Here is a 24,327-nt window from a genome sequence, read left to right on the forward strand (position 1 = left end):
CAAAGGAAGGCTAGGCCTCTTATCGGAGCAAGGGTATACAAGTGGCTCCGTTCCCTCGCCACCCTTGCTCCGATAAGAGGCCTAACCTAAAAGGCAGGTGTAATTCCTGCTTCCGAGAAAATATGGTAGACACAGTTCCGTGAATACTCCCTAAAAGGCAGGTGTAATTCCTGCTTCCGAGAAAATATGGTAGACACAGTTCCGTGAATACTCCCCCTCTACCGTTTCCGAACATGCTTCGAAGCACATAAAATTAGCTTCGACGGCTGTTTACGGGGCTTCGACGATGCTCCATACTCCTTCGAGGAAGGTTTACGGAGCTTCGAGAGATCTTTACGCCATTCAAAAATTGGTTTACGAGCTTTCGACAATGGTTTACGAGCTCGTAAACTACTCTCGAAACAGCGTAAACGTCTTTTGAAAGCACGTAAGCTACCCTCGAAGCTCCGTAAAGCATTGTCGAAAGGGCCTAAACCATATTCGAAAGGGGAAAAACGTTCTTCGAAAGGCCTTTGGGGCGGTTTGGAGCGCCAGACACTCTTTTGTAGCTATCTGCGATTTTTTTGAGGCAAGATGCTGACCACTTACATTCTCATTTTGTCCATAATGAACGAAAGAGCAGATACCCCTCCTATGTTAGGCGGTATATCCTAGGTGCAAAAATTCCCGTTTAATGGCAGGGATATTGGGTAAAAGTCAGAATGGCTAAAGGCGTATTCCTACAACGTTTTCTCGGGGTAAGCCCTAGTCCCATGCCATGCGAGGCTATTCGAGTTCAATCCATTCGGATTGCAACTCTGCTTGGATGAGTCCCCTGTGTATTGCCGTTACCGTTCCGTACGCCTTTAGCTACTAACCCATTAGTTCCAACCCCGAAAAAGTATTTTCCCATTGTCCACTTTTTGTCCCCCTCCGTTTTGCATCAAAACCTCAATCAACGTATAGTTTTGCCCCAATTATACAATCAGACAAATTTATAGTTAAGCGTTACCGGAGATTTATGAATTGATTAAACATTTACTTGTTTTTACACCTCCTGAAGCTTTATCAAACATGATTTTCAACAGGTGTACTAAGGAGAAATAATCATCACAACATAAAACATAAAGCGACAGCTGGCAAGCGGGATAATCTCATCGCACTGTATCAGTAAAAACCAACAACCATTAGCGCATGAAAAAAAAATTGCTTTTTCTAGTTTTCTTCTTAGCCATACTGCAAAGCGGCATGGCGCAAACGCCAGTTCAACTCGATGCTTTCAAGAAGTCATCCACTCTTTTCAGTAGCAAGTACTATAAAGACAACGTATGGGACGTGCAACGATCTCCTGCAAATGCCACAGCAGGAACCCCATGGCGTTTATCAGGGTTTGCAGCACCTTATGATGCTAAAACGGGAGGTTTTATAGATTGGGGTACAACAAAAAACCGGTATTTATCGTTTGACCTTGTAACATCTGCAACAGGATCGTATACAGATGATGTTATGAATTCTGGCAATAAATTCAACATTGTGCTGAAGCTCTACGAAGCCAACGGAACCTATGTTAAGGATATTTGCAGCTTAGGAACGTTTATGGGATTTGGCAATAAAGGATTTCTATTTAACCAAGATAATTTCTACGGAACCTTCTTTGCCAACGACTCCTATACAGCGGGTGGAGAGGTAACGTATACACCAGTAACAGGAAAACTAACAAAACTTTCGGAGCTTAAGGATTACAAGTACTCGCCACAACTTTTAACAAAGCCAGCGGTTACCACCACAACCTTTACCTACAACGGTACACCGCAAGGACTAAGCATTCCTGCAAATGCGGCATATACCGTATCTGGAGCATCTGCAACCGATGTGGGCAACTACACCGCCACCATTACGCTTAATGATAAGGTTAAGTACACTTGGTCTGATGGTACAACTGATGACGTAACTATCGCATGGAGTATTATAAAAGGTACGTACAATATGACCACCGCGAAATGGGACTACACCGCACCTTTCACCTACGACGGCAACCCAAAGAGTGTAACCCTAACGGGCTTACCTATTGGAGTAACCGTACAAAGCTATACGGGGAATAGCGCAACCACCCCAGGGAGCTATTCCGCATCGGCTACGCTAGCCTACGATGCAGCCAACTACAATGCCCCTGCCCCTATTGCATCTCTCAATTGGGAGATAATTAATACAACAGTTATCAAACCAACCGTTGCTACCACAGCATTCACCTACAACGGAACTCCTCAAGGGCTAAGCATTCCTGAAAATGCGGCATATACCGTACATGGAGCATCTGCAACCGATGTGAATAATTACACCGCCACCATTACGCTTAAAGATAAGGTTAAGTACACTTGGGCTGATGGTACAACAGATGACGTAACTATCGCATGGAGTATTATAAAAGGTACGTACAATATGACCACCGCGAAATGGGACTACACCGCACCTTTCACCTACGACGGCAACCCAAAGAGTGTAACCCTAACGGGGTTACCTAGCGGAGTAACCGTACAAAGTTATTATGGAAATAGTTTTACCAACGCAGGGAAGTATCTTGCAGAGGCTGGACTTAGCTACGATAAAACGAACTATAATGCTCCTACCCCTATTGCAGCTCTCAAGTGGCAGATAGATAGGGCTTCGATTAACAAGCCAACCGTTGCAACCACCACATTTACCTACAACGGCACCTCACAAGGGGTAACCATTCCTGAAAATGTGACATACACCGTATCAGGTGCAGCATCAGCAACCAATGCGGGTAGCTACACCGCTACCGTTGCGCTAAAGGATAAGGCAAACTACCAGTGGAGTGATGGTACAACCGACGACGTCAATATCAGCTGGAACATTAGCCCTATTGGCGTGGCAAAGCCAACCATTGCTACCTCCACCTTTACCTTCAACAGCAATACTCAAGGGGTAACCATCCCTGCGAATACGGCATATACCGTATCTGGAGCATCAGCAACCGATGCGGGCCGCTACACCGCCACCGTTGCGCTAAACGACAAAACCAACTATGAGTGGAGTGATGGTACAACAGACAACATCAATATCAGCTGGAGCATCGCTAAAGCGAGCTTCGACATGTCCAATGCCAAGTGGGACTACACTGCACCATTCACCTACAACGGTACCTCAAAAAGTGTAACCTTAACGGGATTGCCTGTAGGAGTAACAGTACAAAACTATACAGGAAATAGCGCAACCAACGCGGGAACTTATACCGCATCGGCTACGCTTACCTACGATGCAGCCAACTATAATGCCCCTACTCCTATTGCTCCACTCACCTGGGAGATAAGCAAGGCAATGGTTAACATGCCAACCGTTACTACCACAGCATTCACCTATAACGGCAGTTCACAAGGGGTAAGCATTCCTGAAAATGCGGCATATACCGTTACAGCCACAACATCAGCTACTGATGCAGGCAGCTACACTGCAACCGTTGCGCTAAACAATAAGGCCAACTACCAGTGGAATGATGGCACAACGGGCGACATCAATATCAGTTGGAGCATTAGCGCCATCGGAGTGGCAAAGCCAACCGTTACGACGACCTCTTTTACCTACAACAGCAATCCACAAGGGATAAGCATTCCTGAAAATACGGCATATACCATCTCAGGAGTAGCATCTGCAACAAATGCGGGTAGCTACACTGCAACTGTTGTGCTAAAGGATAAGGCTAACTACCAATGGAATGATGGTACAACGGGCGACATCAGTATTAACTGGAACATTGCTAAGGCAAGCTACGATATGAGCAGTACCAAGTGGAACTATACTACTCCTATTCCTTTCGATGGCACGCAAAAAACGGTAGCTGTTACCGGGTTACCTAGCGGTGTAACTGTAAAGTCCTACTTAGGGAATACAGCTACAACCGTAGGAATCTATACAGCATCAGCCACCTTTGCCTACGACGAGGTTAACTACAACGAGCCTACAATAGCTTCGCTTAGTTGGGAAATCGAAAAAACCTTCAGCAACCTATCCATCATCAAGCTATGGAATAATGTGCTGGCCGTAAGCAACGGCGACAAGTACGAGGAGATCCGCAACGCCACCTTCCGCTGGTACCGCAATGGCACCCTACTTAGCGGAAGCCTGCAGTACCTCCGCTTCGATGGCGCCATACCCGCCGGCGAGTACAAGGTCGAGATTACCACCAAGGATGGATTTACCATAACAGTAACCTTAACCGTAGCAGCAGCTGCTGCAGTTAAGGCCTACCCTAATCCCCTTATGGCTGGCACCACCCTCACCATTGAAACGGGCGAGGAGCGTTCTGCCAATGAGCAGGTGCAAGTGTACAACCTCCTCGGAACTCCCGTTCGCGCTGCTGTAAACAGAGAAACCAATGGATACCGAATTTCGGGCCTTAACGCCTCAGGAACATACCTAATACGCATTGCCAAGCCCGGCGAAACGCCCACTTCAATTAAGGTAATTGTAAAGTAACTGAATCGCTTAAACCGACATATACAATGATCAAAATATACAAAACGACCCTAACCCTGCTGCTAGCGACCATGCTAGCAGCCGCTTCGGGGGCAGCAGCCCAGACCGACACCACCAGCAGTAAGCACTCACTCGAGGTGTCGGTTATCCCATCATTTAGCAAGCTATCCTACAAGAGCACCGACAACTCCAGCAAGGGGGCATTTGCCCTAGGCGTAGGTATCGGCTACACCTACCACCTTACCGAGCGATGGGGCCTCGGCATCGGGTTGCGCTATCAGAGCTTTACGGCTACGTACCAGAACAAGGGGTACCAATCCACCTCTGCCCTCTTTCCCGAACCCAACGGACATCAATACACCATAACCCAAACGCTCGACAGCAAGGAGAAACAACGGGTAAGCTACCTGATAGTTCCCTTAACGGCCAGCTACCGCTACCCACTTACCAGTAAGCTCTCGCTTAAGGCTGCTGCTGGCGCTGCCTACGCGCTGAACATGAAAGAAAAGATGGAGGTAACGTCGGGAACCATTACCCGTACTGCCTACTTCCCCAATGCCGACCTCACTATCGATAACCTGCCCGAGCAAACCATAGGAACCTACACCGACTACATCAACAGAACATCGGACAAGCAGTTCAAGAATGCCATTATGGGCATAGGTGAACTTGGCGCTGAGTACACCCTCAACGAGCGATGGCTCCTCGCTGCTGGCATCAGCACCACCCTAGGCGGCGACATCAAGAAGCAGGCCGACCCTATTCTCCAACAGTACAGCTACGCTGGGGTTACAGCCTCGAACTACGTAGGCTCGGCAAAGCCCGTTTCAGTTGGCCTGTCGCTAGGCGTGGTGTACCGCTTCGCCCGAAAGTCCTCCAAGCCTGCCCCTGTAGTGGTGGAAGTACCGGTGATAGAAACTCCCGCACCAACCCCCGAACCTAAGCCTGAGATCAAGCCTGAGCCTGCTCCCTCCCCAGCCCCTGTGCCCGTGGTAGCACCCGCTCCTGAGCCCCAAGGACCAACCCCTCTTGAAGAACTGCAGGTAGAAGTGCGCAAGTTCAACGCCAGCGAAAGCGTTCAGTTCAGGTTCAACTCTAAGCAACCGCAGGCCGAAACCAAGCAAAAGATCGGAGAACTCGTACAAATGATCAGCGAAGCTCAGGTAGAGATCGTTGTTGTTGGCCACGCTTGCAATATCGGAAGCACCCAAGTAAACTACAAGATTGGACTCGAGCGCGCCAACCGCGTTAAGCAGTACCTCGTAGAGCAGGGCTTAGCCCCCGAAAAGATCGAGGTGCAGTCGATGGGCGAAAAGAACCCCAAGTTCCCTAACAACACCCCCGAGAACCGCGCCAAGAACCGCCGCGTAGAGATCATCATAAAGTAAAACGACCACTGCCACTCTTTTCATTAAGCTTAACTCCCCCACAGCACTCCTCGCTGTTGGGGGGCTTTTGCATATATTCTGACCAACACACGAGCCCTTTATAGGCGCACCGCTTAACCAGAGAATTATTCAACTAACACGCCTTTATCGTGCAATCAATTTCAGAAAATGCTTACTCCCAGCGGCTATATCGCCCTACGAACGCACGAATCCTTTTCTCTTCGCCAAATAACCGCTATCTTGTGCCGATTTTTTATAGCATCCAACCTTAAAATAATAGTATTCGGATGAAAGTTTACAAGTTTGGAGGGGCATCGGTAAAGGATGCCAGCGGAGTTAAGAATGTTTGCAGCATAATTACCAGCACCAACGACAACCTAGTGGTGGTGGTATCGGCCATGGCCAAAACCACCAATGCGCTAGAGCGGGTTCTTGCGGCGTACCTCGAGAACAAGCCCAACGACCTAAAAGCCGAGATGGCTGAGCTTAAAAATTTTCACGCCAACATCATAAACGAGCTTTTCGCCAATCCCGAAAAGCAGCGGTTCGAACTCGAGGCGGTACTCGAGGGGCTTAGCTACTTCCTATCTATTAACACCAAACGCGACTACGACTTCTGCTACGACCAAGTGGTGTCGGTTGGCGAGCTGATATCGACCAAAATAGTTGCAGCCTACCTTGCATCGCAGAATATCGATGCCGAGTGGGTGGACGTGCGCACCATCCTGAAAACCGACAGCACCTACCGCGATGCCAACGTCAACTTCGAGACTTCGGGCGAGCTGTTCCGCAACACCATCGACTTTAACCAGCACCACATCTATCTTACCCAGGGGTTCATCGGAGCCAACCACAAGGGCTACTCCACCACGCTGGGACGCGAGGGGTCGGACTACACGGCGGCCATCATCGCCAACCTGCTGGGGGGCGAGAGCGTAACCATTTGGAAGGATGTGCCAGGGGTACTCAACGCCGATCCGCGTATCTTTAAGGATACGGTGCACCTGCCATCGGTGTCTTACAAACAGGCCATCGAGCTGGCCTTCTACGGGGCGCAGATCATCCACCCAAAAACGATTAAACCGCTGCAGAACCGCAGCATCCCGCTATACGTTCGGTCGTTTGTCGATCCGGCAGCACCCGGCACCGAGGTGGCGGCCAGCATCGCCAAAACCGAGGCCGTGCCAGTGTACATCCTCAAGCAGAAGCAGACGCTGATTTCGGTGGAGCCCAAGGACTACTCGTTTGCGCTAGAGGATAGCTGGATTAAGGTATTTTCCATCATGCAGAAGTACCGCCTGAAGGCGAACTTGATCCAAAACTCGGCCATCAGCATGAGCATTAGCGTGGACGGCACCAACCAGCAGCTGCCCGCCGCCATCGACGAATTTATGAACGACTTTAGGGTGAAGTACAACGAGGGGCTAAACCTGCTCACCATCCAAAACTACAACGAGTATATCCTAGAGAGCTACTCGGCCGATGTGGAGGTAATTCTGATGCAGAAGAGCCGACGTACGGCGAGGATACTTTATAGATAATCGCATCACGACACATGTATCACGTATCAAGACTTTGGTTCTGCAAACTTTCGTAATACGTGTGTCATGATACGTGAACGATGTAAGCCGTGGCGCAATGCGCTGCGGCTTTTTTGTTACTGCTTTCGATACTCGCTCGGGGTAATCCCCGTCTGATTCTTAAAGTACTTGCAGAAAAATGTCGCCGAAGGAAAATTCAAGGAAAAGGCCACCTCTTGAATGCTAAAAGACGAATATTTAATCCGAGCCTTTGCTTCAAGAATGACGTACTCATCTATCCATTCTGCAGCTGTTTTCCCACTCACATTCTTTACCACCGTTGCCAGATGTTTTGGTGTTACATGCAGCTGGTTCGCATAGAATTCGACCTTACGCTCGCGCTCGTAATGCTGGAGTAGTAGCCAAATAAAACGCTCAAATATTACATCCTTACGGGTTTTATCGCGCGGTGCATTCTCCCTTGTCTCCTTTATTTCCCGCTGAAGAATATTGGCAATAGTATAAGCATATGCCGAGGTTAATCCCCGAACCATCTCATCCCGAAAGTAGGTCGATTCTAGAGCCTCTTCGAGCAAGGAAAAGTATTGAAGGAACGAGTCGTATTCCTTTTGGGTTAGCATCATAAAAGGAGATTCCTTCACCTGAACGTACAGGGGTATAATACTATGTATGTCTATATGAATGCGACTTAGGTACGATGCCGATGCAATTACAAGGCTGGCCTCAAAATCATCGCTCTTTTCCTTTAGCTGGATAATATTCTCGGGCATAATGAAGAATAACGTCCCAGATGCAATCTCGAATTCATTCAGATTTGCATACACCACAACTTTTCCTCTGGTAACAAGCCCCATTACTATACCATCCAGACGAAACGGGTACTTAAAAAGCTCGTAGTTAAGGCTCATCCTATCCGACAGGATAAGCTCGTTTCCATAGGCAAAAGGCTCTATAAGCATCGACCTCATTCGTTCAAAAGGAATGATGCCGATATCCCCCTGCTCCCCCTTTACAATAGTAGCCATAGGCTAGAAAACTTAAAAAAATATCCCATTTAAACCAAAAAAGTGCAATTAATCTGGATATCGCTCTGCCAAAATACGACTTTTAGAACATTTATCATTCCAAAACGACCTTTATTCTAACAACCAAAGTGGCCAACTTTGCTTTTAACATAAAAGGAAATAATATGAAACTCAGAATGAAGAGACCCTACTTCTATGCGGCAATCGCTTTGGCGATGCTGCTAGCGAGCTGTACATCAAAAAGCCAAGAAATGCAAAGAGAGCAAGGCGTAAAGGTTAAAACCATCAGCCTTAAGTCCGACGAGTTAACAGCCTCTAAAAGCTACGTTGGCGTAGTAGAAGAGGAGACGGCCTCAGCGCTTAGCTTTAGCGTACAAGGAAATGTTGAAAGAATTTACGTTACCGAAGGACAGTTGGTAAACAAAGGACAGCTTTTGGCTGAACTTGGTACGGAAAACCTCAAGAGCGCGTGCGATGCGGCACAAGCCACCCTTAAGCAGGCTCAGGATGCTATGAGCCGTTTGCAGCAGCTCTACGATAATAAAAGCTTACCCGAAATAAAATACGTGGAGGCACAAACCAAGCTCGATCAAGCCCGATCGATGGCTGCAATATCGAAAAAGAACCTAAGCAACAGCCGCCTTACGGCACCATTTTCGGGGGTTATCGGCAAGCGAATGGTAGATATTGGCGAAAATGCCATTCCGGGTAGTACCGCCTTCACCCTACTCGACATCACCTCGGTAAAGGTTAAGGTAGCCATCCCCGAAGGGGAGATCTCGCAAATAGCCATCGGCAAGGAGGCTTCGGTAAACATCCCTGCTATAGGAGAACAGAAATTCAGAGGAAAAATTGTGGAAAAAGGAATTGTTGCCCATCCGGTTTCGCACACCTACGACATTAAGATTGGACTACCTAATGGAGATAGAACGCTAATGCCCGGAATGGTTTGCCGCATATGGTTTAATGGCGATGCCAAGTCGAGCGCATTTGTACTTCCCAACAACGTGGTACAGGTTTCGTCCGATGGGCAGAAATACGTATGGTGCGTGGTAAACAATAGAGCCAAAGCGGTGAAGATTACCACCGGAGGACTATCGGGACAGGGAGTAATTGTTGAATCGGGGCTTACCGAAGGCGATGTCATAATTAGCGAAGGCTTCCAAAAGGTAAGCGAAGGAATGGAGGTGGTTGTTCTATGATAGGAAATTTCAAGCTGGTGGAAGCAGCGATGCGCCACCGAAAAATCATGTTCCTACTCACCTTCCTGCTCACCTTAACCGGGATTTGGGGGCTGTGGAAAATGCCCAAACAAGAGTTTCCGCCCTTTACCATTCGTCAGGGAGTAATTGTTGGCGTTTATCCGGGAGCCTCCTCCTACGAGGTGGAGGAGCAGCTGGCCAAGCCGTTGGAGCGATTCCTGTTTACCTATAAGGAGATCAAACGAAACAAAACCTATTCGATATCCAAGAATGGGATGGTGTACGTAATGGTGGAGCTCAACGACAACATCCATAACAAGGACGAGGTTTGGTCGAAAATAAAGCACGGCCTTACCATGTTTAAGACCCAGCTACCCTCGGGCGTTCTAGCCCTTATTGCCAACGACGATTTTGGCGATACCTCTGCGCTGCTTATTGCCGTGGAGTCGGAAGACAAGACCTACCGCGAGCTGGAAGGATACCTCGACCAGCTGGAGGATAAGCTCCGAAGGATTGAGTCGGTTTCCAACCTTCGTCGCTACGGCCTCCAAAAAGAGCAGATAGCCATTTACCTCGACAAGGAGAAGTTGGCCACCTACGGCATCAGCGACAAGCTGCTAATGGCAAACCTGTTTTCGCAGGGAATAACCACCACCGGAGGAACCGTAAAAAACGAAAGCATAGACGTTCCCATCCACTTTACGGCATCGTACGGCTCGGAGAACGAGCTGGCCGAACAGGTTATCTACTCCGACCCTTCGGGCAACATCGTGAGGTTGCGGGATATTGCCCGCATAGAGCGCGAGTACGACGAGCCCGACAGCTACATCACCCAGAATGGGAAGAAGTGCATCATCCTGTCGATGGAGATGCGCGAAGGTTTCAACATTGTTGAGTACGGCCAGCAGGTTGATGAGGTGCTTAAGTCGTTCGAAAAAGAGCTGCCCAAAAGCGTTTCCATTAGCCGCATTGCCGACCAGCCTAAGGTGGTAGACGAGTCGGTAACCTCATTTGTCCGCGACCTGTTCATCGCCATTATTATTGTAATTGCGGTGATGATGATTCTGTTCCCCTTCAAGTCGGCGGTGGTAGCGGCAACCTCTATCCCAATCAGCATATTTATATCGATTGCCATCATGTACACGGTTGGCATTCCGCTGAACACGGTAACCCTTGCCGCCCTTATTGTGGTGCTGGGAATGATTGTGGACAACTCCATTATTGTGATTGACGTTTACCTGGAGAAGCTCGACAAGGGAATCTCGCGATGGAACGCGGCCGTACATAGCGCGAAAGACTTCTTCTGGTCGATCCTGCTGGCAACACTCTGCATCAGCATGATCTTCTTCCCCCTACTCTTCACCATGACCGGGCAATTCCTCGACTTCCTGCAATTCTTCCCTTGGACTATCACCATCTCGCTGATGGTATCGCTGATAGTTGCCATGCTGTTTATCCCCTTTGTGGAGTTTGCCATAATCAGAAAGGGGCTTAGGGGCACGAATCCAACAGAAAAGAAGAAAGGCTTTAGCCTGCTCGACCTAGTTCAGAATGGCTACGAGAGCATGCTTCGCTGGACGTTCAGGAACCCAAAGCTTACGCTGGTAGGCGGCCTAACGGCATTTGTGCTGTCAGTTTGGCTGCTTTCATCGCTGCCCATGCGCATGATGCCTATTGCCGACCGCGATCAGTTTGCCGTTGAGATCTACCTGCCACAGGGCAGCTCGCTACAGCAAACGGCTCAGGTTTGCGACAGCGTCAAGAATCTTCTTATGAAGGATAACAGGGTGAAATCGGTTACGGCGTTTACGGGTACCTCGTCGCCCCGCTTCCAAACCACCTATGCGCCTAACTTCCCCGCGAAGAACTACGCGCAGCTCATCGTCAACACGCAATCCGTAACGGCTACCAACGAACTGCTCGACAGGTTTACCAACGCCTACGCCGACCACTTCCCCAACGCGTACGTAAAGTTTAAGCAGCTCGACTATCAGGTGGTGAACACCCCAATTGAGGTGCGCTTTTCGGGCGATAATATTGCCGAGCTAAAGCAGGTGGCCGATTCGCTGGTGAGGTCGATAAAGCAGATCCCCGATCTGGTATGGGTTCACACCAACTACGAGGAGCAGAGCCCCGTTATCGATGTAGCGCTTAAGCCCATCGAAGCGGCACGCCTTGGCATCACCAAAAGCATTGCCTCGGCCGAGATGGCCATGAACTACTCCGGCATCCCACTAGGGGCAATCTGGGAGAAGGACTACCCGCTTACGGTAAAGCTTAAGACCGACGACCGCGGAGAGACCCCATCGTTTGGCGAGGTTGGCAACGAGTACATCTCCACCATGATCCCCGGCGTATCAATACCGCTAAGGCAGGTTGCCGACGTAAAGGCCGGCTGGACCGACGGCAGCATCGTCCGCCGAAACGGCGTGCGAACCATAAGCGTTATGGCCGATGTGAAGCGCGGCTACAACCAGGTTGCCGCATTCAAGAAGGTTAAGGCGATGGTAGAGGAGCGCATCGAGCCCACGATGCCTAAGAGCATTGGCGTAGAGTACGGCGGCTCCGACGAATCGGATAGGGAGGCCATCAACCCCATCATCCAAGGGCTGATTATTGCCATCATCATCATCTTTTTCTTCCTCCTTATCAGCTTTAAGAAGATAAGCCTTGCCCTTGCGGCGCTGATATCGCTATCGTTCTGCCTGGTGGGAGCATCGGTTGGCGTTTGGATTAGCGGCGAAGAGTTCGGGCTGACGTGCATCCTCGGGCTCATCAGCCTAATGGGGATCATCGTCCGCAACGCCATCATCATGTTCGACCATGCCGAGAAACTCCGTAAGGACAAGAAGGTACACGTTAAGGATGCCGCCTTCGATGCCGGCAAGCGCCGAATGATGCCCATCTTCCTAACCTCGGCAACCACCGCCGTTGGCGTGATACCGATGATTATCAGCCAGAGCTCGCTTTGGATGCCAATGGGTATCGTTATCCTGGCCGGAACCATTATCTCCATGATTATGGTGGTAACCATCCTGCCGGTGGCCTACTGGAAGATATTTGATAGGGAGAAATGATTCGTAATCTTTGTGCCATATGGTATCACGACACACGTATCAAGAAAGCGAAACAGAACACCGTACATCGCATGTCGCATTTTGCCGGCGTAAGCCTCGTGATACTTGATAATGCGAATTAAGAGTTGAAAATGTTCAGAAACGTAATAGGTAATGGGGACGTAATCCTCCCCTTTTTGAAAGGGGAGGTGCCCGAAGGGCGGAGGGGTTAATAGCGTAGGAGGTTATATTATGCATTAACATACAAAAAACAGCTAACCTCCCCGGCTTTCAGCCACCCCTCCTTTAAAAGGAGGGGAATTTGCTTTGTGATAGGTTTGGTAGTAGCATAAACCCGACCCTTAATTAGCATTTATACGTGATACAAAAATCTTAAACGAATGAAGACAAAACACATCATAGCACTAGCCGTAGGGTTGACCACCCTACCGGCTTTTGGACAAACCTACACGCTGGACCAATGCCAAGGCCTTGCGCTCGAAAACAACCGAACCCTTAAGGGGAAGCAGCTCGAACTACAGGGCGCGCAGCAAACCAGGCAGGAGGCGTTTACCAACTTTTTCCCCAAGGTTGATGCTGCAGGATTTGCCTTTAGGGCCAACAAGAGCATCGTCGAAACTACCGTATCGCTGCCCGTTCCCGGCGTGCCCCCAATCCCCTTCGCGATGCTCGAGAATGGGGAAACGGCGATGGTGAGCGCGGTACAGCCTCTTTTTGCCGGTGGACAGATCTTCTACGGCAACCGGCTGGCCAAGGTGGGCGTCGAGGCGCAGGAGCTGATGCTGGCGCTCTCGGAGAAGGAGGTAGCCGAGAAGGTGGCGCAGCACTACTGGCAGATAGCCGCACTTAAGGAGAAGCTCGTTACCATTAGCGCGGTAGAATCGCTGCTAAGCCAGGTGCACAGCGACGTTGCCGTAGCCGTAAAGGCCGGCATCGTACCGATGAACGACCAGCTGAGGGTGGAGCTCCAGCAGCAGGAGGTAGCCAGCAACAAGCTGAAGGTTAACAACGGGCTCTCGGTTGGCAAGATGGCGCTAGCGCAGCTCGTGGGCGTCGATATGATGTCCTTCGATATTGCCACAGCACCGTTTGCCGAGCCCGACAAGCCCGCCGCCATCTACGTAGACCCCAGTCAGGCGCTACCCATGCGCGACGAGTACAAGCTGCTGGATAAGAACATCCTCGCAGCCGAGCTTAAGAAGAAGATGGAGCTGGGCAAGCACCTGCCAACGGTGGGCATCGGCGCCAGCTACGTTTACCACGACTTCATGGGGCCGAACAGCAGCTTCGGCGCCGTATTCGCCACCGCATCCATACCCATTTCGGGATGGTGGGGCGGCTCGCACGCCGTTAAGCGCGAGAACCTAAAGATCAAGCTAACCGAAAACGAGAAGATGAACGCCTCGGAGCAGCTCATCCTTCAGATTAACCTCGAATGGAATACGCTGCTGGAGGCCTACCAGCAGATCGACCTGGCCAAGCAGTCCATCGCCTCGGCCAAGGAGAACCTAAGGCTCAGCCTCGACTTCTACAAGGCGGGCACCGCCTCCCTCTCCGACCTGCTCGACGCCCAACGGCTGTTCCAGCAGAGCAACGACCGCTACACCGAGGCCTTCTCCAGCTACCAGGTTCAGCGCCAAAAGTACCTTCGGGCAACGGGACGATAGTAATTCGTATCAAGACACACGTATCAAGACTTTGGTTCTGCAAACTTTCGTGATACGTGATACAATGTAAGCCGTGGCGCATTGCGCTGCGGCTTTTTTGTGCTAGATGGTGAATTCTGTACCGCTGTTAGGCGAAGGCTCTAGCCCATAGCCGTCAAGCTAAGGCTTCAAACGACTACAGGGGTGGCATTAAAGCGCTACAACGTAGCGCCCCATTAGTAACCGTGGGTGCTAAACCCACGGACATTTGGCCGAAAGCAATCGGCCCCGAAGGGGTTGCCCCAAATGCTGCTCGTACGCATAAAAGGGTCAGCCCCGTTCGGGGCTGCTAAAGAGGGGTGGCGTTCAGCGTCCACGGATTTCATCCGCGGTTATTGAGGGTTTGCTACTTCGTAGCATTTTATCGCTTAGCTTGACGGCTATGGGCTCTAGCCTTCGCCAATCCTATTAATGCAGGCGATAGCCTGCAGAATAGATTCGTCCGAGGCGATAGCCTCAGACGAACTAGGCTTTTTTTTTGTGCCCCCCCCATACCATGCAAAAAGCCCGATGCAAAGGGGCATCGGGCCAAGTGACTATTCTGAAGTACTACCGTTTTCTACAATAAATTTATACGATATTGTCTAGGTTTGTTGAGCTTTGCTGCTTAGCCGCCTCCTTGGCATCCTCGCGGCCTTGAGCCTGACGTAGGTCCAGCTCGAACTTTTGGCCGAAGGTGACGATCTGCGCATGCGCCTGTGCCCACTTAGACGTAGGATTCACCATGGCCTGCGACTCGGTGTACTTGAGCAGCTGCTCGAGCGCCTCCTCGAACTCCACACGGATGGTAGATGCCGAGTCGTACTCCTTGCGCTCGGTGTCGTCTACGCCGCGCGACTGGTAGGTGTCCTCGAACTCCTTCTGAGCCCCTGCCAGCAGGGCAAACGCCTCGGTAAGCCCCATCAGCTTAATGGCTGCAGCGCATTCGGGTGTTTGAATTTCGGCTAGTATCTTATTGAGCTTAGAGGACTCAACGTTGTACTTGTCGTCTTCCAACGACACCCCGTTTCGCTCGATGATGCGCCAAATTAGCTGCGCCGCTGCCCGTTCGGCATCACTATACGAAATCAGGAAGCCCCTTAGCCGATGCTTTATGCCCTTAAATATGGTATCGCGCTTTTTATCGGCCTGCTTAACCAGCTGCGAGTACTTGCTGCGCAGCTCGCGGTTGAGCGCCTCCTTCAGCTTCGCAAATAGGTTAACGGCTTTGGTATAGTAGGAACAGGTTTCGATCTCGGGAATGGAAAGATCATTGAAAACCTTAAATACTTGTTCGCCGAAGGTTACTAGCGAGGCTAGTATCAGCTTCGAAAAATTTACTAATTGTTTCATGGTTAAAAGTATTATGGTAGTACTCCATGTTCTGCGCCAACCATTCCCGCTCCACCAATCATCATCAAACCCTACATACTGGGAAAAACGTTCTATTTACTCGACCAAATTATTTTCCGCTGGCCGCGGAATGCCATTTGCTCGACCAAACGAGCTTCCGCCAACAGCGGAAAGGCATTTACTCGACCAAATGGGCTTCCGCCAGCAGCGGAACGCCATTTGCTCGGCCAAACGGGCTTCCGCCAACTGCGGAATGCCATTTACTCGGCCAAACAGGCTTCCGCCAGCAGCGGAAAAGCATTTGCTCGACCAAATGCCATTTGCGCTACGGCAACCACCCCATCTTTTCGCTCCAAAGGCTATTCGCCTCTGCCACCTTTGCCGCTCGCAGCACCATATTTAAGAACGCCTGCTGTGAAAATAGCTTTTTTTAAGTAAAAAACCTTCGGTTGTGTGATTTTTTTAAAAGATTCGGGTTGCGGTTGGGGTAACGTAGCGATGTAGGGCGGAAGGGCAACAATATTGGTTACCCCTGTATAGGATTGAAACAAAAGCCTGCATCTTAGGTACGATTTGTTTAATATACTTTATCCATTTAAAAGCGAACTCACAATATTTACTATATTTGAGACTCAACTTGATCCTCATTAAACTTTAACAAATTAAAAAGATACTATCTTACAAAATGAATACTCAAGAAAGAACATTAGCCCGAATACTATTTCAGAATAAGATTTACCAAGCGAATGGACAGGCCTTTGAAAACCTTTTTTGTGACATTATGAGTTATGCACACTCTGGTTTTAGAAGGATAAAGGCATGGGGGAATATTGGAGATAGAAAAAATGATGGATATATTGAGGAATTAGGTCGCTACTATCAGGTTCATGCTCCTGAGAACATTGAAACAAGTTATTTACAAGTAGCAAAAAAGATAGAAACAGACTTCAGTGGACTGCAAAAACATTGGGATAATATCCAGGAATTCTACTTCGTAATAAATGATAAGCGTCTAGGCGTTAACCCTGATGCAGAGCAAATACTGACTAAAATAAAGACCAAATATGGCATAAAAGCAAGCGGTTTTATTACATCCGACGATCTTGAGCGAATATTATTTTCACTGGCAGATGATCAGATTCAAGCGATCATTGGCACAATACCAAATCCTGAGCAAATAGTAAGTATCGATTACTCTGTCCTAAATGAGCTGATTAACTTTATCATGAAACTTCCAATCGTTCCTATAGCAGGAGTAGTAAAGTATCCAGATTGGAATGAAAAAATTGAATTTAATAGGCTATCAGAGTACTCTGCCAATTTACTTAATCATGGTTCAGAAACATTAGGTGCTCTGGAAAAGTATTTATCGACACGAACATCGCTTGCAGATGACTTACAAGAACATATTACAGCAATCTACGTTAAGGTAAAGCAAGAGATGAAAGACCTACCTACCACTGGTGACAACATATTTTGGGCAATGATAAACGAATGCAGCCCTAGGAATGAAAGACAGTACTTACTCCCAATTATTACTATAATGGCTAAATATTTTGAAAGTTGCGATATATTTGAAGAGCCAAAGATCGAACTTTCATGTTAATGCCTACAAAACATATCAATTTTTCACAATCTCTGCTGGGTTTTGGTAGCTACTTACTTGGCAAACTCAATAGACCTAAGACTATTGATGAACTGTGGAGAGACTATCAAGACGATTTGAAAAATGAGTTATATGCCTCTGAGCATAGTTTTGACAATTTAGTACTATCATTAATATTCCTCTATGGCATAAATACCATAGTCGAAAAAAATGGATTGATTTACAAATGCGACTAATATCATTAACAGCGAATAAGGATACTTTTAAACCTGTTTACTTCACAAAGGAAACGGGCATTAATCTTATTGTTGCAACCCAAAAGAATCCTCACAAATCAGACAAAGGGGATACTACTAACGGAGTAGGAAAATCCTTACTAATAGCAATTATACACTTTTGCTTAGGTTCAAGTAAAAAAGATGGATTTAAAAATCAACTACCAGGTTGGGAGTTTATCTTGAAATTCAAGATTGATAATAAGGAATACACATCAAGAAGATCAACCGATAATCAAGGCGAAATAGTACTTAATGGAGAAAAACTCATCCTGAAATTTTTCAACAAACGATTGGGGGATCTTCTTTTTGATATACCCGAAGATGTAAGCGAATTAAGTTTCAGATCTATCTTACCTTTTTTTATTCGACCCAACAAAGCATCTTATGTTGACGCTAAAGATCCCAATGCGGTTAAAAAGCCGTTTCAGATTCAGATGATTAACGCCCTGCTTTTGGGCCTTGATTTATCTTTAGCAGAAGAGAAAAAAAACATTACACAAGAAAAGGATAGAATACGTGATTTAGTTAAGAATTTAAGGGAAGATGCTTTCTTAAAAGATTTTTTTGCAGGAAAAAAGGATATCTCTTTAACTAAGCAGGAATTACATGAATCCATTGTAAACCTTGAGGAAAACCTTAAGAGTTTTAAGATAGCCGACAACTATTATGAAATTAAAGAACATGCTGATCGAATAAAGCATAGCATTGAGGGTCTCCAAAATGAAATTGCTCTGGTAGAAATTCAAATAAAAAATATAGATGAGAGTTTAAAAATATCTCCAGATATTAAAAGAGAGAATATTGAACGAATTTACAAAGAAGCATCAGTTATTCTTAAAGAGAATACACTAAAGCAACTTTATGAATTAGAGGAATTCTATGCCCACATCTCACGTAATAGAGGTAAACGACTATTAGAACAAAAAAATAGTTTGATTAGACATCTTGATATCTTAATAACTAAAAAAGCAGATGGATGTAAAAACCTTGATGAGAAGATGAACTATCTGAATGCTCATCATGCATTGGATGTTTACACAAAACTTTCTAATAAACTTTCTGATCTTAAGAGCAAACACGATAACGTCTTACAATACGAAGAACTTTTTGAGAAGTATAAACAAGAAACTCGAAATATTAAAGAGAAGAATTTAAAAGCATCAGAACGTACAGATGAATACTTGAGAGATGCAAAGGAAATTGTTTTACAAACTAATGACTTTTTTAGATCCTTAGTAAAACGCTTCTATCCAAGATCAAATGCAGGTATAACAGTCTATAATAATGAAGGAGAGAATCAAATTAGATATACAATAGAGCCAAAGATTGAAGCGGACAAGTCTGATGGAATAGGTAATGTTAAGCTTTTTGCGTATGATTTCACCATACTTCTAAAAGGATTTGGGCATAAAATTGACTTTCTATTTCATGATAGTCGCCTTTTAGATGGTATTGACCCACGTCAGAAGCATGAACTCTTTTTGATATTGAATGAATTTGTTCAAAAATTTCAGAAACAATACATTCTCACTGTTAACTATAATCAATTGGAAGAAATCAAAGGCCTATTTAATCCAGAAGAATACAAATCAATCATTCAAGAAAATACAATACTAGAGTTGAAAGATAGTTCTCCAAGTGAAAAATTATTAGGGATTCAGATTGACCTTGATTATGACTAAAGAAATATTTTAAAAAGAAATTCAACTGCTCAGTGTAGAATAAGCGCACTAGGTTCGGTGTCATTTGCTGTGCTGAACTCCACGTTGTTCCGTTTGCAATTCCGTCGAACATAAGTAGCGGCCTTAGACCGCAATTAAAAGCCCCGCTAAGCGGAGCGTCCTCGCTCCGCTTTAGAAACCAAGACCTCTGTTAGGCGAAGGCTCCAGCCTTCGTCAATCCTACCATTGCAGGCTATAGCCTGCAGAATAGCTTCGTCCGAGGCGATAGCCTCAGACCAGCATAGTAAATCAATTGCGGTTCTGATGCCGTAGGTATTGCAGGCTTTTAGGCAAAGCATTCAAGGGAAAGCTCTTGACCATAGATACGGAAGGTTGAAAAAAAAGAGGATGCCCCCACAGCGGGCATCCTCTTCCTTTATGCATTTTATTGAACGCCTAATAGCGTTGGTTGGCATTTCGTACAATATCTTCGAGCTTAAGCGTTTTGCGCGCAAATACGAAGCGGCACTTTTGGAAGCTGGCGGTAGACCATCCCGTCCAAGGCACCATTTCGCCAACCGAGTTCTTGTAGTTGTATACGGCGTCCGTTTGCTGATCGAACTCCCAGATCATGGTGTCCTTTCCGTCGAAGAAAACGGCAACATTCATAAACTTGTGGTAGATCACCTGCTGAAGGAAGCTGGTGTTTACCCCAAAAATCTTTAGGATGTCGGTAAGCGCTCCGCCGCCTGCAATGGCGGTTGCCTGCAGCTTGGCCTCCACGGTAAAGTTGTCTACCTGCCCATCGGCCACAAAAAACTCGCCCGTATTAAATCGCATGTTAACGTAGTCGAACAGCTGGTCCATCTTACCGGCCGCCTCGGACCATTTCGAACCCCCGTATACCAGGTAGGTAAACATGGGAGCCATAGTTCCCACCATACCGTTATCGTCGGTAAGCTGAATAGCGGTAACCGGGAAGCTTAGCTTCTGGGTGATATCGGTACCTTGGCTATCGGTAGCCTTTGTGAGCACCCATGTACCCTGCATCTGCTGCTTGGTTGGCTTGGTTGCAACCAGCTCGTTCAAATCGCAGCTGGTAAAGGAAGCCACAGACAGCGCCACAATAAAAAGTCGTTTTAGTAAATTCATTGCTTAGCATTTTGTTTTGATCCTACCCCGTAGGGGAGCGGCTTGGTTTATTCAAGAATTGGGGAATAACACCTCTGGGGTCGATACCGTTGTCCAGAGCAATCGTTGCATTATTCCACCATCTTAAGGGCAGCAAAGGTAGCGATTCGAACTAGAAATCAAATGAAACGATCGATTTTAAAAGCCCCAATCCAGCTCTAAATTAACGGCCATCCCCCAAAAGAAAGCCGCCACCTTCCGAAAACAAGAGAAGGTGGCGGCTTTACCTATGGTTCGAAAACAAAATCTAGTCGACGTTGTCGTGTAGGTACGAGTTGTCTGGGCGGATAATCAGGCTACTCTCGTCCGAAATGGTGTAGCGGGAGATGAAATCGTTCTCGCGCATGGTCATTTCGTTGTTCTGGCGACGGCGCTCGTAGGCCGGACGCTTCTCCAGCTCCTCAATACGACGATCGGTAAGCTCGTACTTGTTGGGCGCCTGCATTGGACGTGCACCTTGTCCGCTCAATGGACGCTGAACGGTACGAACCGTAAAGCCACCATCGGATTCAACCAGCTCGTCCTGCTCAATGTAGCCCTCCGTTTCGGACTCGAAATCGTCATCCATATTTAGCACCACGTATTCGGGCTTTTCCTCGTTAGGTTTCTCATCAGGAAGCGGAACCTTCGTTACCTGAGGAGGAGTCATATTCATCAGCTCAGGAATAACCGACGAGGTAAATCCGGTGGCAATAATGGTAATGCTGATCTCGTCGGTAAGGTTCGGATCGATACCGTTACCCCAGATAACATCGGCACCATTACCCGCCGCATTCTGGATGTAATCACCAATAAGGCCTAGCTCGTCCATGGTGATTTCGCTCTGGCCCGACTGGATATTGTAAAGGATATTCTTTGCTCCTTGGATGTTGCAGTTGTTAAGTAGCGGCGAGTTCAGGGCCATCTCAACGGCAATACGCGCCCTATCGGGACCGCTTGCCTTACCCGAACCCATCAGCGCTACGCCGCTACCGCGCATCACAGTTTCAACATCGGCAAAGTCGACGTTTATATACCCGTGAACGGTGATGATTTCGGCGATACCCTTGGCGGCAATGGCCAGCACATCGTCGGCCTTAGCAAACGACTCGGAGAGCTGAAGGTTTCCGTAGATCTCGCGGATGCGCTCGTTGTTGATCACCAGCAGCGAGTCTACGTAGTTCTGCATCTCCTTAATGCCTTCAAGCGCATTGTTAAAGCGCTTAGGCCCCTCGAAACGGAAGGGAAGCGTTACAATGCCCACGGTAAGAACGCCTAGGTCTTGAGCCGCTTTAGCGATTACAGGAGCAGCACCGGTACCGGTACCACCACCCATCCCTGCGGTGATAAAGACCATCTTGGTATTCGTACTAAGCACGTCCACGATGGTTTCGAGCGCCTCATTGGCCGACTCCATACCAACCTCGGGTTTGTTGCCCGCACCACGTCCTTGGGTAAGCGAGTTTCCTAGCTGTATCTTTATAGGGATAGGGCTTTTGGCAAGCGCCTGCGAATCGGTATTTCCTATTACGAACTCAACATCCTTGATGCCGAGCTTGTGCATGTGGTTTACGGCATTACCGCCACCACCACCAACCCCGAAGACCTTAATAATTGGCGCTTCTCCTGTTGGCAAATCGAAGTTCATTAAATCGTCGTTTAGCATCGCGTTCCTTTTTTACGATTTTTGGTCAAACGATATATCATCATCGCTAAAGAGGTCGCCGATATTCTGCTTGATCTTCTGAATGAAGGAGCTTTCCTTAATCGACTTCGTCTTCATGGGCTTTACCGGCTTTGGAGCAATCTCGTCGAGCGTTGGCTCAAGATGTTCCTCGGGAGCAGGTGCTTCGACAACCTTTGCCTTTGCCTTTTCCTCTTCCTCCTCCCGCTTAATCATATCCTCGAATCCCAGCAGCATCAAACCGATACCGGTTGCGTGCATCGGGCTGTTCATTTCGTTATCGGTATTGGCTACCGTGTTGATATTTGGCCTACCGATGCGCACGTCGTAGCCGGTGTGAAGCGTAAAGAGCTGGCTTAAATCCTTAAGCTGCGATCCGCCACCGGTAATTACGATACCTGCATTTAGCATATCGCCGTAACCCGAGTTGGCTATCTGGTAGGCAAGGTGATCGATGATCTCCTCCATACGGCACTGGATGATGTGAGCAAGGCTGCTAAACCTGATTTCCTTCGGCTCTCGACCCGAAATGCCGGGGATGGTTACGATCTTATCGGATGGTGCCGCATCGCCAATTGCCGATCCGAACTGTACCTTTAGCTGCTCAGCCTGGCGCTGCAGAATACTGCATCCCTTCTTGATATCCTCCGTAACAACGTTACCACCAAATGGAATAACGGCAGTGTGACGAACGATGCCCTCATGGAAGATCGCCAAGTCGGTGGTACCGCCACCAATATCTACGAGAGCAACCCCAGCCTCCATCTCATCCTCGGTAAGCACCGCACGAGCCGATGCCAGCGGCTCTAGCATTAGATCCCTAACCGAAAGACCGGCACGCTCTATACATTTTTCAATATTCTTCATTGCGGCAACCTGCCCTACCACAATGTGGAAGTTACCCTCAAGGCGGCGTCCCGAAATCCCAACAGGATTCTTAATGCCCACCTCGTTATCCACCATAAAACTCTGAGGAAGCACGTGCAAGATCTTATCGCCCGGTTCGAGCGGAATCTTGTACATATCGTCGATCAAGCGCTTAACATCTTCCTTCGACACCTCCGAATCGTACGCTTCAAGGTTAATAAGCCCACGATTCTTTATTCCTTTAATGTGCTGTCCCGCAATTCCAACGTACACCTCGTTAAACTCAAGGCCCGTCTTGTTCTTTACGTCTGCAACAACTGTTTCTATAGCCTTAACCGTCTCATCAATGTTCTGAACCATTCCCCGTTTAACTCCGGTTGATTCGGTTTTGCTATGCGCAACAATTTTTAGCCGTCCATTGCTTTCGAGCTTTCCAACAAGGGCTACAATCTTGGTTGTTCCCAAATCGATGGCTACTACGTAATCGTTCTTGCTGGTCATAATACTTTATTTTTGCAGATTACCTGATTCTTGTACTTTAAATTAATGATGCTATACCTATTCCACCCTTCACGAGGAAGAGCATTTTTGTAAAACACGAACAGTTTTTTGAGCTTCGTCTGAAAATCCTCAAAGGAGCCCAACAGTACAGTATGGTTGCCCACACGTGTAATCAGTTCGATATCCTTAGGGCTATTTATGTAGACATGCTCTATTTGAGCATTCCAGAACTCATCGTTTCGTATGTAGGTTACAAAGTCGAACAGCTCAGGCAGCAGCCCCTTTCTATCGCAGCTATCCTTCGATGTATCGACAACCCGAACTCGTCCACCCTTCCCGTTCTTTAAGCTGATATTTCCGCTTACCACCACCACATCGGCAGCCGAACGTTCCGACAGCGGGATGATGTACCCATCCTTGTCTATGTAGCAGCTGCTACCATCGGCATTGAATATGCGCATGATAACCTCGCGCTGCTCCACCTCTATTCTTAGCACACCACTTACCGAAGTGTACACCTCTGCCCTCTTGATAAAAGGCATCTCCAGAATCTTGTTCTCGATGCGGTGAGTATTAATCTTAGAGATTCGGGTTCCAACGAGCTTCTTAACTACCTTATTCGCGGTAACTATGATATCTTCCGTATTGATGAATCGGTTTTGCGCGCTATCGGCAATCACCACTTCTACCCTACGGCAAACAGTACCCTTCTCCCTATCCTTTACAAAGAAAATGGAAAAGCCTAGGTAGGAAAGTATTCCCACCCATAGAACAATCGTTCCTACAATAGCCCATTTTCTTTTCTTGATCTTCATT

17 protein-coding genes are annotated in these 24,327 nt (G+C 47.8%); 10 read left to right on the plus strand and 7 right to left on the minus strand.

The window, feature by feature from the left end:
• The first annotated feature begins 1,173 nt into the window (after positions 1-1,173).
• The 3 genes from CLV25_RS13490 to CLV25_RS13500 all read left to right on the plus strand — a co-directional run bounded on the left by CLV25_RS13490 (position 1,174) and on the right by CLV25_RS13500 (position 7,402).
• The gene (locus CLV25_RS13490) at positions 1,174-4,473 is read left to right on the plus strand and encodes a T9SS type A sorting domain-containing protein (RefSeq protein ID WP_131840192.1); all 3,300 of its coding nucleotides are present in this window, start codon (positions 1,174-1,176) and stop codon (positions 4,471-4,473) included.
• A 26-nt stretch (positions 4,474-4,499) separates the two neighbouring features.
• Positions 4,500-5,861 carry an OmpA family protein gene (locus CLV25_RS13495; RefSeq protein ID WP_131840193.1) on the plus strand — a complete coding sequence of 454 codons (1,362 nt, stop codon included), beginning with the start codon at positions 4,500-4,502 and terminating at the stop codon, positions 5,859-5,861.
• 287 nt (positions 5,862-6,148) lie between these two features.
• On the plus strand, positions 6,149-7,402 hold the full coding sequence (locus CLV25_RS13500; RefSeq protein WP_131840194.1) for an aspartate kinase: 1,254 nt from the start codon (positions 6,149-6,151) through the stop codon (positions 7,400-7,402).
• Positions 7,403-7,518: 116 nt separating this feature from the next.
• Here the strand turns inward: CLV25_RS13500 and CLV25_RS13505 are convergent, their stop codons facing one another.
• Positions 7,519-8,427: a helix-turn-helix domain-containing protein gene (locus tag CLV25_RS13505; RefSeq protein WP_131840195.1), complete on the minus strand. Its 909-nt coding sequence runs from the start codon at positions 8,425-8,427 to the stop codon at positions 7,519-7,521.
• Positions 8,428-8,678: 251 nt separating this feature from the next.
• Here CLV25_RS13505 and CLV25_RS13510 point away from each other — a divergent pair, with 251 nt between their 5' ends.
• The 3 genes from CLV25_RS13510 (at position 8,679) to CLV25_RS13520 (ending at position 14,373) form a co-directional block, all read left to right on the plus strand.
• Entirely contained in the window at positions 8,679-9,629 is a 951-nt protein-coding gene (locus CLV25_RS13510) for an efflux RND transporter periplasmic adaptor subunit (protein ID WP_165877087.1), read from the plus strand.
• Positions 9,626-12,706, plus strand: coding sequence for an efflux RND transporter permease subunit (locus tag CLV25_RS13515; protein WP_131840197.1), 3,081 nt, complete (start codon positions 9,626-9,628; stop codon positions 12,704-12,706). The genes CLV25_RS13510 and CLV25_RS13515 overlap by 4 nt, the downstream gene beginning before the upstream one ends.
• Positions 12,707-13,086: 380 nt before the next feature.
• Positions 13,087-14,373, plus strand: a complete 1,287-nt coding sequence (locus tag CLV25_RS13520; RefSeq protein WP_131840198.1) for a TolC family protein — start codon at positions 13,087-13,089, stop codon at positions 14,371-14,373.
• A gap of 609 nt (positions 14,374-14,982) precedes the next feature.
• Here the strand turns inward: CLV25_RS13520 and CLV25_RS13525 are convergent.
• Positions 14,983-15,744, minus strand: coding sequence for a DUF6261 family protein (locus CLV25_RS13525; protein WP_131840199.1), 762 nt, complete (start codon positions 15,742-15,744; stop codon positions 14,983-14,985).
• A gap of 13 nt (positions 15,745-15,757) precedes the next feature.
• Between CLV25_RS13525 and CLV25_RS13530 the strand changes: the two genes are divergently transcribed.
• From CLV25_RS13530 to CLV25_RS13540, 4 genes are all read left to right on the plus strand, one after another.
• Positions 15,758-16,147: a hypothetical protein gene (locus CLV25_RS13530; RefSeq protein ID WP_165877088.1), complete on the plus strand. Its 390-nt coding sequence runs from the start codon at positions 15,758-15,760 to the stop codon at positions 16,145-16,147.
• A gap of 282 nt (positions 16,148-16,429) precedes the next feature.
• On the plus strand, positions 16,430-17,350 hold the full coding sequence (locus CLV25_RS13535) for an ABC-three component system protein (RefSeq protein ID WP_131840201.1): 921 nt from the start codon (positions 16,430-16,432) through the stop codon (positions 17,348-17,350).
• Positions 17,350-17,586 carry an ABC-three component system middle component 6 gene (locus CLV25_RS16190; RefSeq protein ID WP_394345244.1) on the plus strand — a complete coding sequence of 79 codons (237 nt, stop codon included), beginning with the start codon at positions 17,350-17,352 and terminating at the stop codon, positions 17,584-17,586. Before CLV25_RS13535 ends, CLV25_RS16190 begins: the two co-directional genes overlap by 1 nt.
• Positions 17,577-19,310 (plus strand): DUF2326 domain-containing protein, encoded by a 1,734-nt coding sequence (locus CLV25_RS13540; protein WP_131840202.1) that lies wholly within the window; start codon positions 17,577-17,579, stop codon positions 19,308-19,310. Before CLV25_RS16190 ends, CLV25_RS13540 begins: the two co-directional genes overlap by 10 nt.
• 146 nt (positions 19,311-19,456) lie before the next feature.
• On the opposite strand, the gene CLV25_RS13545 is transcribed toward CLV25_RS13540, so the two are convergent.
• The 5 genes from CLV25_RS13545 to CLV25_RS13565 form a co-directional block, all read right to left on the minus strand.
• Complete coding sequence (locus CLV25_RS13545) at positions 19,457-19,648, minus strand: hypothetical protein (RefSeq protein ID WP_131840203.1); 192 nt, start codon at positions 19,646-19,648, stop codon at positions 19,457-19,459.
• 97 nt (positions 19,649-19,745) lie between these two features.
• Positions 19,746-20,441, minus strand: a complete 696-nt coding sequence (locus CLV25_RS13550; protein WP_131840204.1) for a hypothetical protein — start codon at positions 20,439-20,441, stop codon at positions 19,746-19,748.
• A gap of 286 nt (positions 20,442-20,727) precedes the next feature.
• On the minus strand, positions 20,728-22,125 hold the full coding sequence (ftsZ, locus tag CLV25_RS13555; protein WP_207895679.1) for a cell division protein FtsZ: 1,398 nt from the start codon (positions 22,123-22,125) through the stop codon (positions 20,728-20,730).
• A gap of 12 nt (positions 22,126-22,137) precedes the next feature.
• Positions 22,138-23,511 carry a cell division protein FtsA gene (gene ftsA, locus CLV25_RS13560; RefSeq protein ID WP_131840205.1) on the minus strand — a complete coding sequence of 458 codons (1,374 nt, stop codon included), beginning with the start codon at positions 23,509-23,511 and terminating at the stop codon, positions 22,138-22,140.
• A complete protein-coding gene (locus CLV25_RS13565) occupies positions 23,508-24,326 on the minus strand; it encodes a cell division protein FtsQ/DivIB (protein ID WP_131840206.1) in 819 nt (272 codons plus the stop codon). The genes ftsA and CLV25_RS13565 overlap by 4 nt, the downstream gene beginning before the upstream one ends.
• Position 24,327: the final 1 nt, after the last annotated feature.

Origin of the sequence: Acetobacteroides hydrogenigenes (genome assembly GCF_004340205.1) — a bacterium.
Lineage (GTDB): Bacteria > Bacteroidota > Bacteroidia > Bacteroidales > ZOR0009 > Acetobacteroides > Acetobacteroides hydrogenigenes.

Coding starts and splice junctions, on each gene's coding strand:
- CLV25_RS13490 (WP_131840192.1), top strand. CDS start 1,174: ATGAAAAAAAAATTGCTTTTTCTAGTTTTCTTCTTAGCCATACTGCAA.
- ftsA (WP_131840205.1), bottom strand. CDS start 23,511: ATGACCAGCAAGAACGATTACGTAGTAGCCATCGATTTGGGAACAACC.
- CLV25_RS13550 (WP_131840204.1), bottom strand. CDS start 20,441: ATGAATTTACTAAAACGACTTTTTATTGTGGCGCTGTCTGTGGCTTCC.
- ftsZ (WP_207895679.1), bottom strand. CDS start 22,125: ATGCTAAACGACGATTTAATGAACTTCGATTTGCCAACAGGAGAAGCG.
- CLV25_RS13545 (WP_131840203.1), bottom strand. CDS start 19,648: ATGCTTTGCCTAAAAGCCTGCAATACCTACGGCATCAGAACCGCAATT.
- CLV25_RS13525 (WP_131840199.1), bottom strand. CDS start 15,744: ATGAAACAATTAGTAAATTTTTCGAAGCTGATACTAGCCTCGCTAGTA.
- CLV25_RS13500 (WP_131840194.1), top strand. CDS start 6,149: ATGAAAGTTTACAAGTTTGGAGGGGCATCGGTAAAGGATGCCAGCGGA.
- CLV25_RS13495 (WP_131840193.1), top strand. CDS start 4,500: ATGATCAAAATATACAAAACGACCCTAACCCTGCTGCTAGCGACCATG.
- CLV25_RS13565 (WP_131840206.1), bottom strand. CDS start 24,326: ATGAAGATCAAGAAAAGAAAATGGGCTATTGTAGGAACGATTGTTCTA.
- CLV25_RS13515 (WP_131840197.1), top strand. CDS start 9,626: ATGATAGGAAATTTCAAGCTGGTGGAAGCAGCGATGCGCCACCGAAAA.
- CLV25_RS13535 (WP_131840201.1), top strand. CDS start 16,430: ATGAATACTCAAGAAAGAACATTAGCCCGAATACTATTTCAGAATAAG.
- CLV25_RS13540 (WP_131840202.1), top strand. CDS start 17,577: ATGCGACTAATATCATTAACAGCGAATAAGGATACTTTTAAACCTGTT.
- CLV25_RS13520 (WP_131840198.1), top strand. CDS start 13,087: ATGAAGACAAAACACATCATAGCACTAGCCGTAGGGTTGACCACCCTA.
- CLV25_RS13505 (WP_131840195.1), bottom strand. CDS start 8,427: ATGGCTACTATTGTAAAGGGGGAGCAGGGGGATATCGGCATCATTCCT.
- CLV25_RS13510 (WP_165877087.1), top strand. CDS start 8,679: ATGCAAAGAGAGCAAGGCGTAAAGGTTAAAACCATCAGCCTTAAGTCC.
- CLV25_RS13530 (WP_165877088.1), top strand. CDS start 15,758: ATGGTAGTACTCCATGTTCTGCGCCAACCATTCCCGCTCCACCAATCA.
- CLV25_RS16190 (WP_394345244.1), top strand. CDS start 17,350: ATGCCTACAAAACATATCAATTTTTCACAATCTCTGCTGGGTTTTGGT.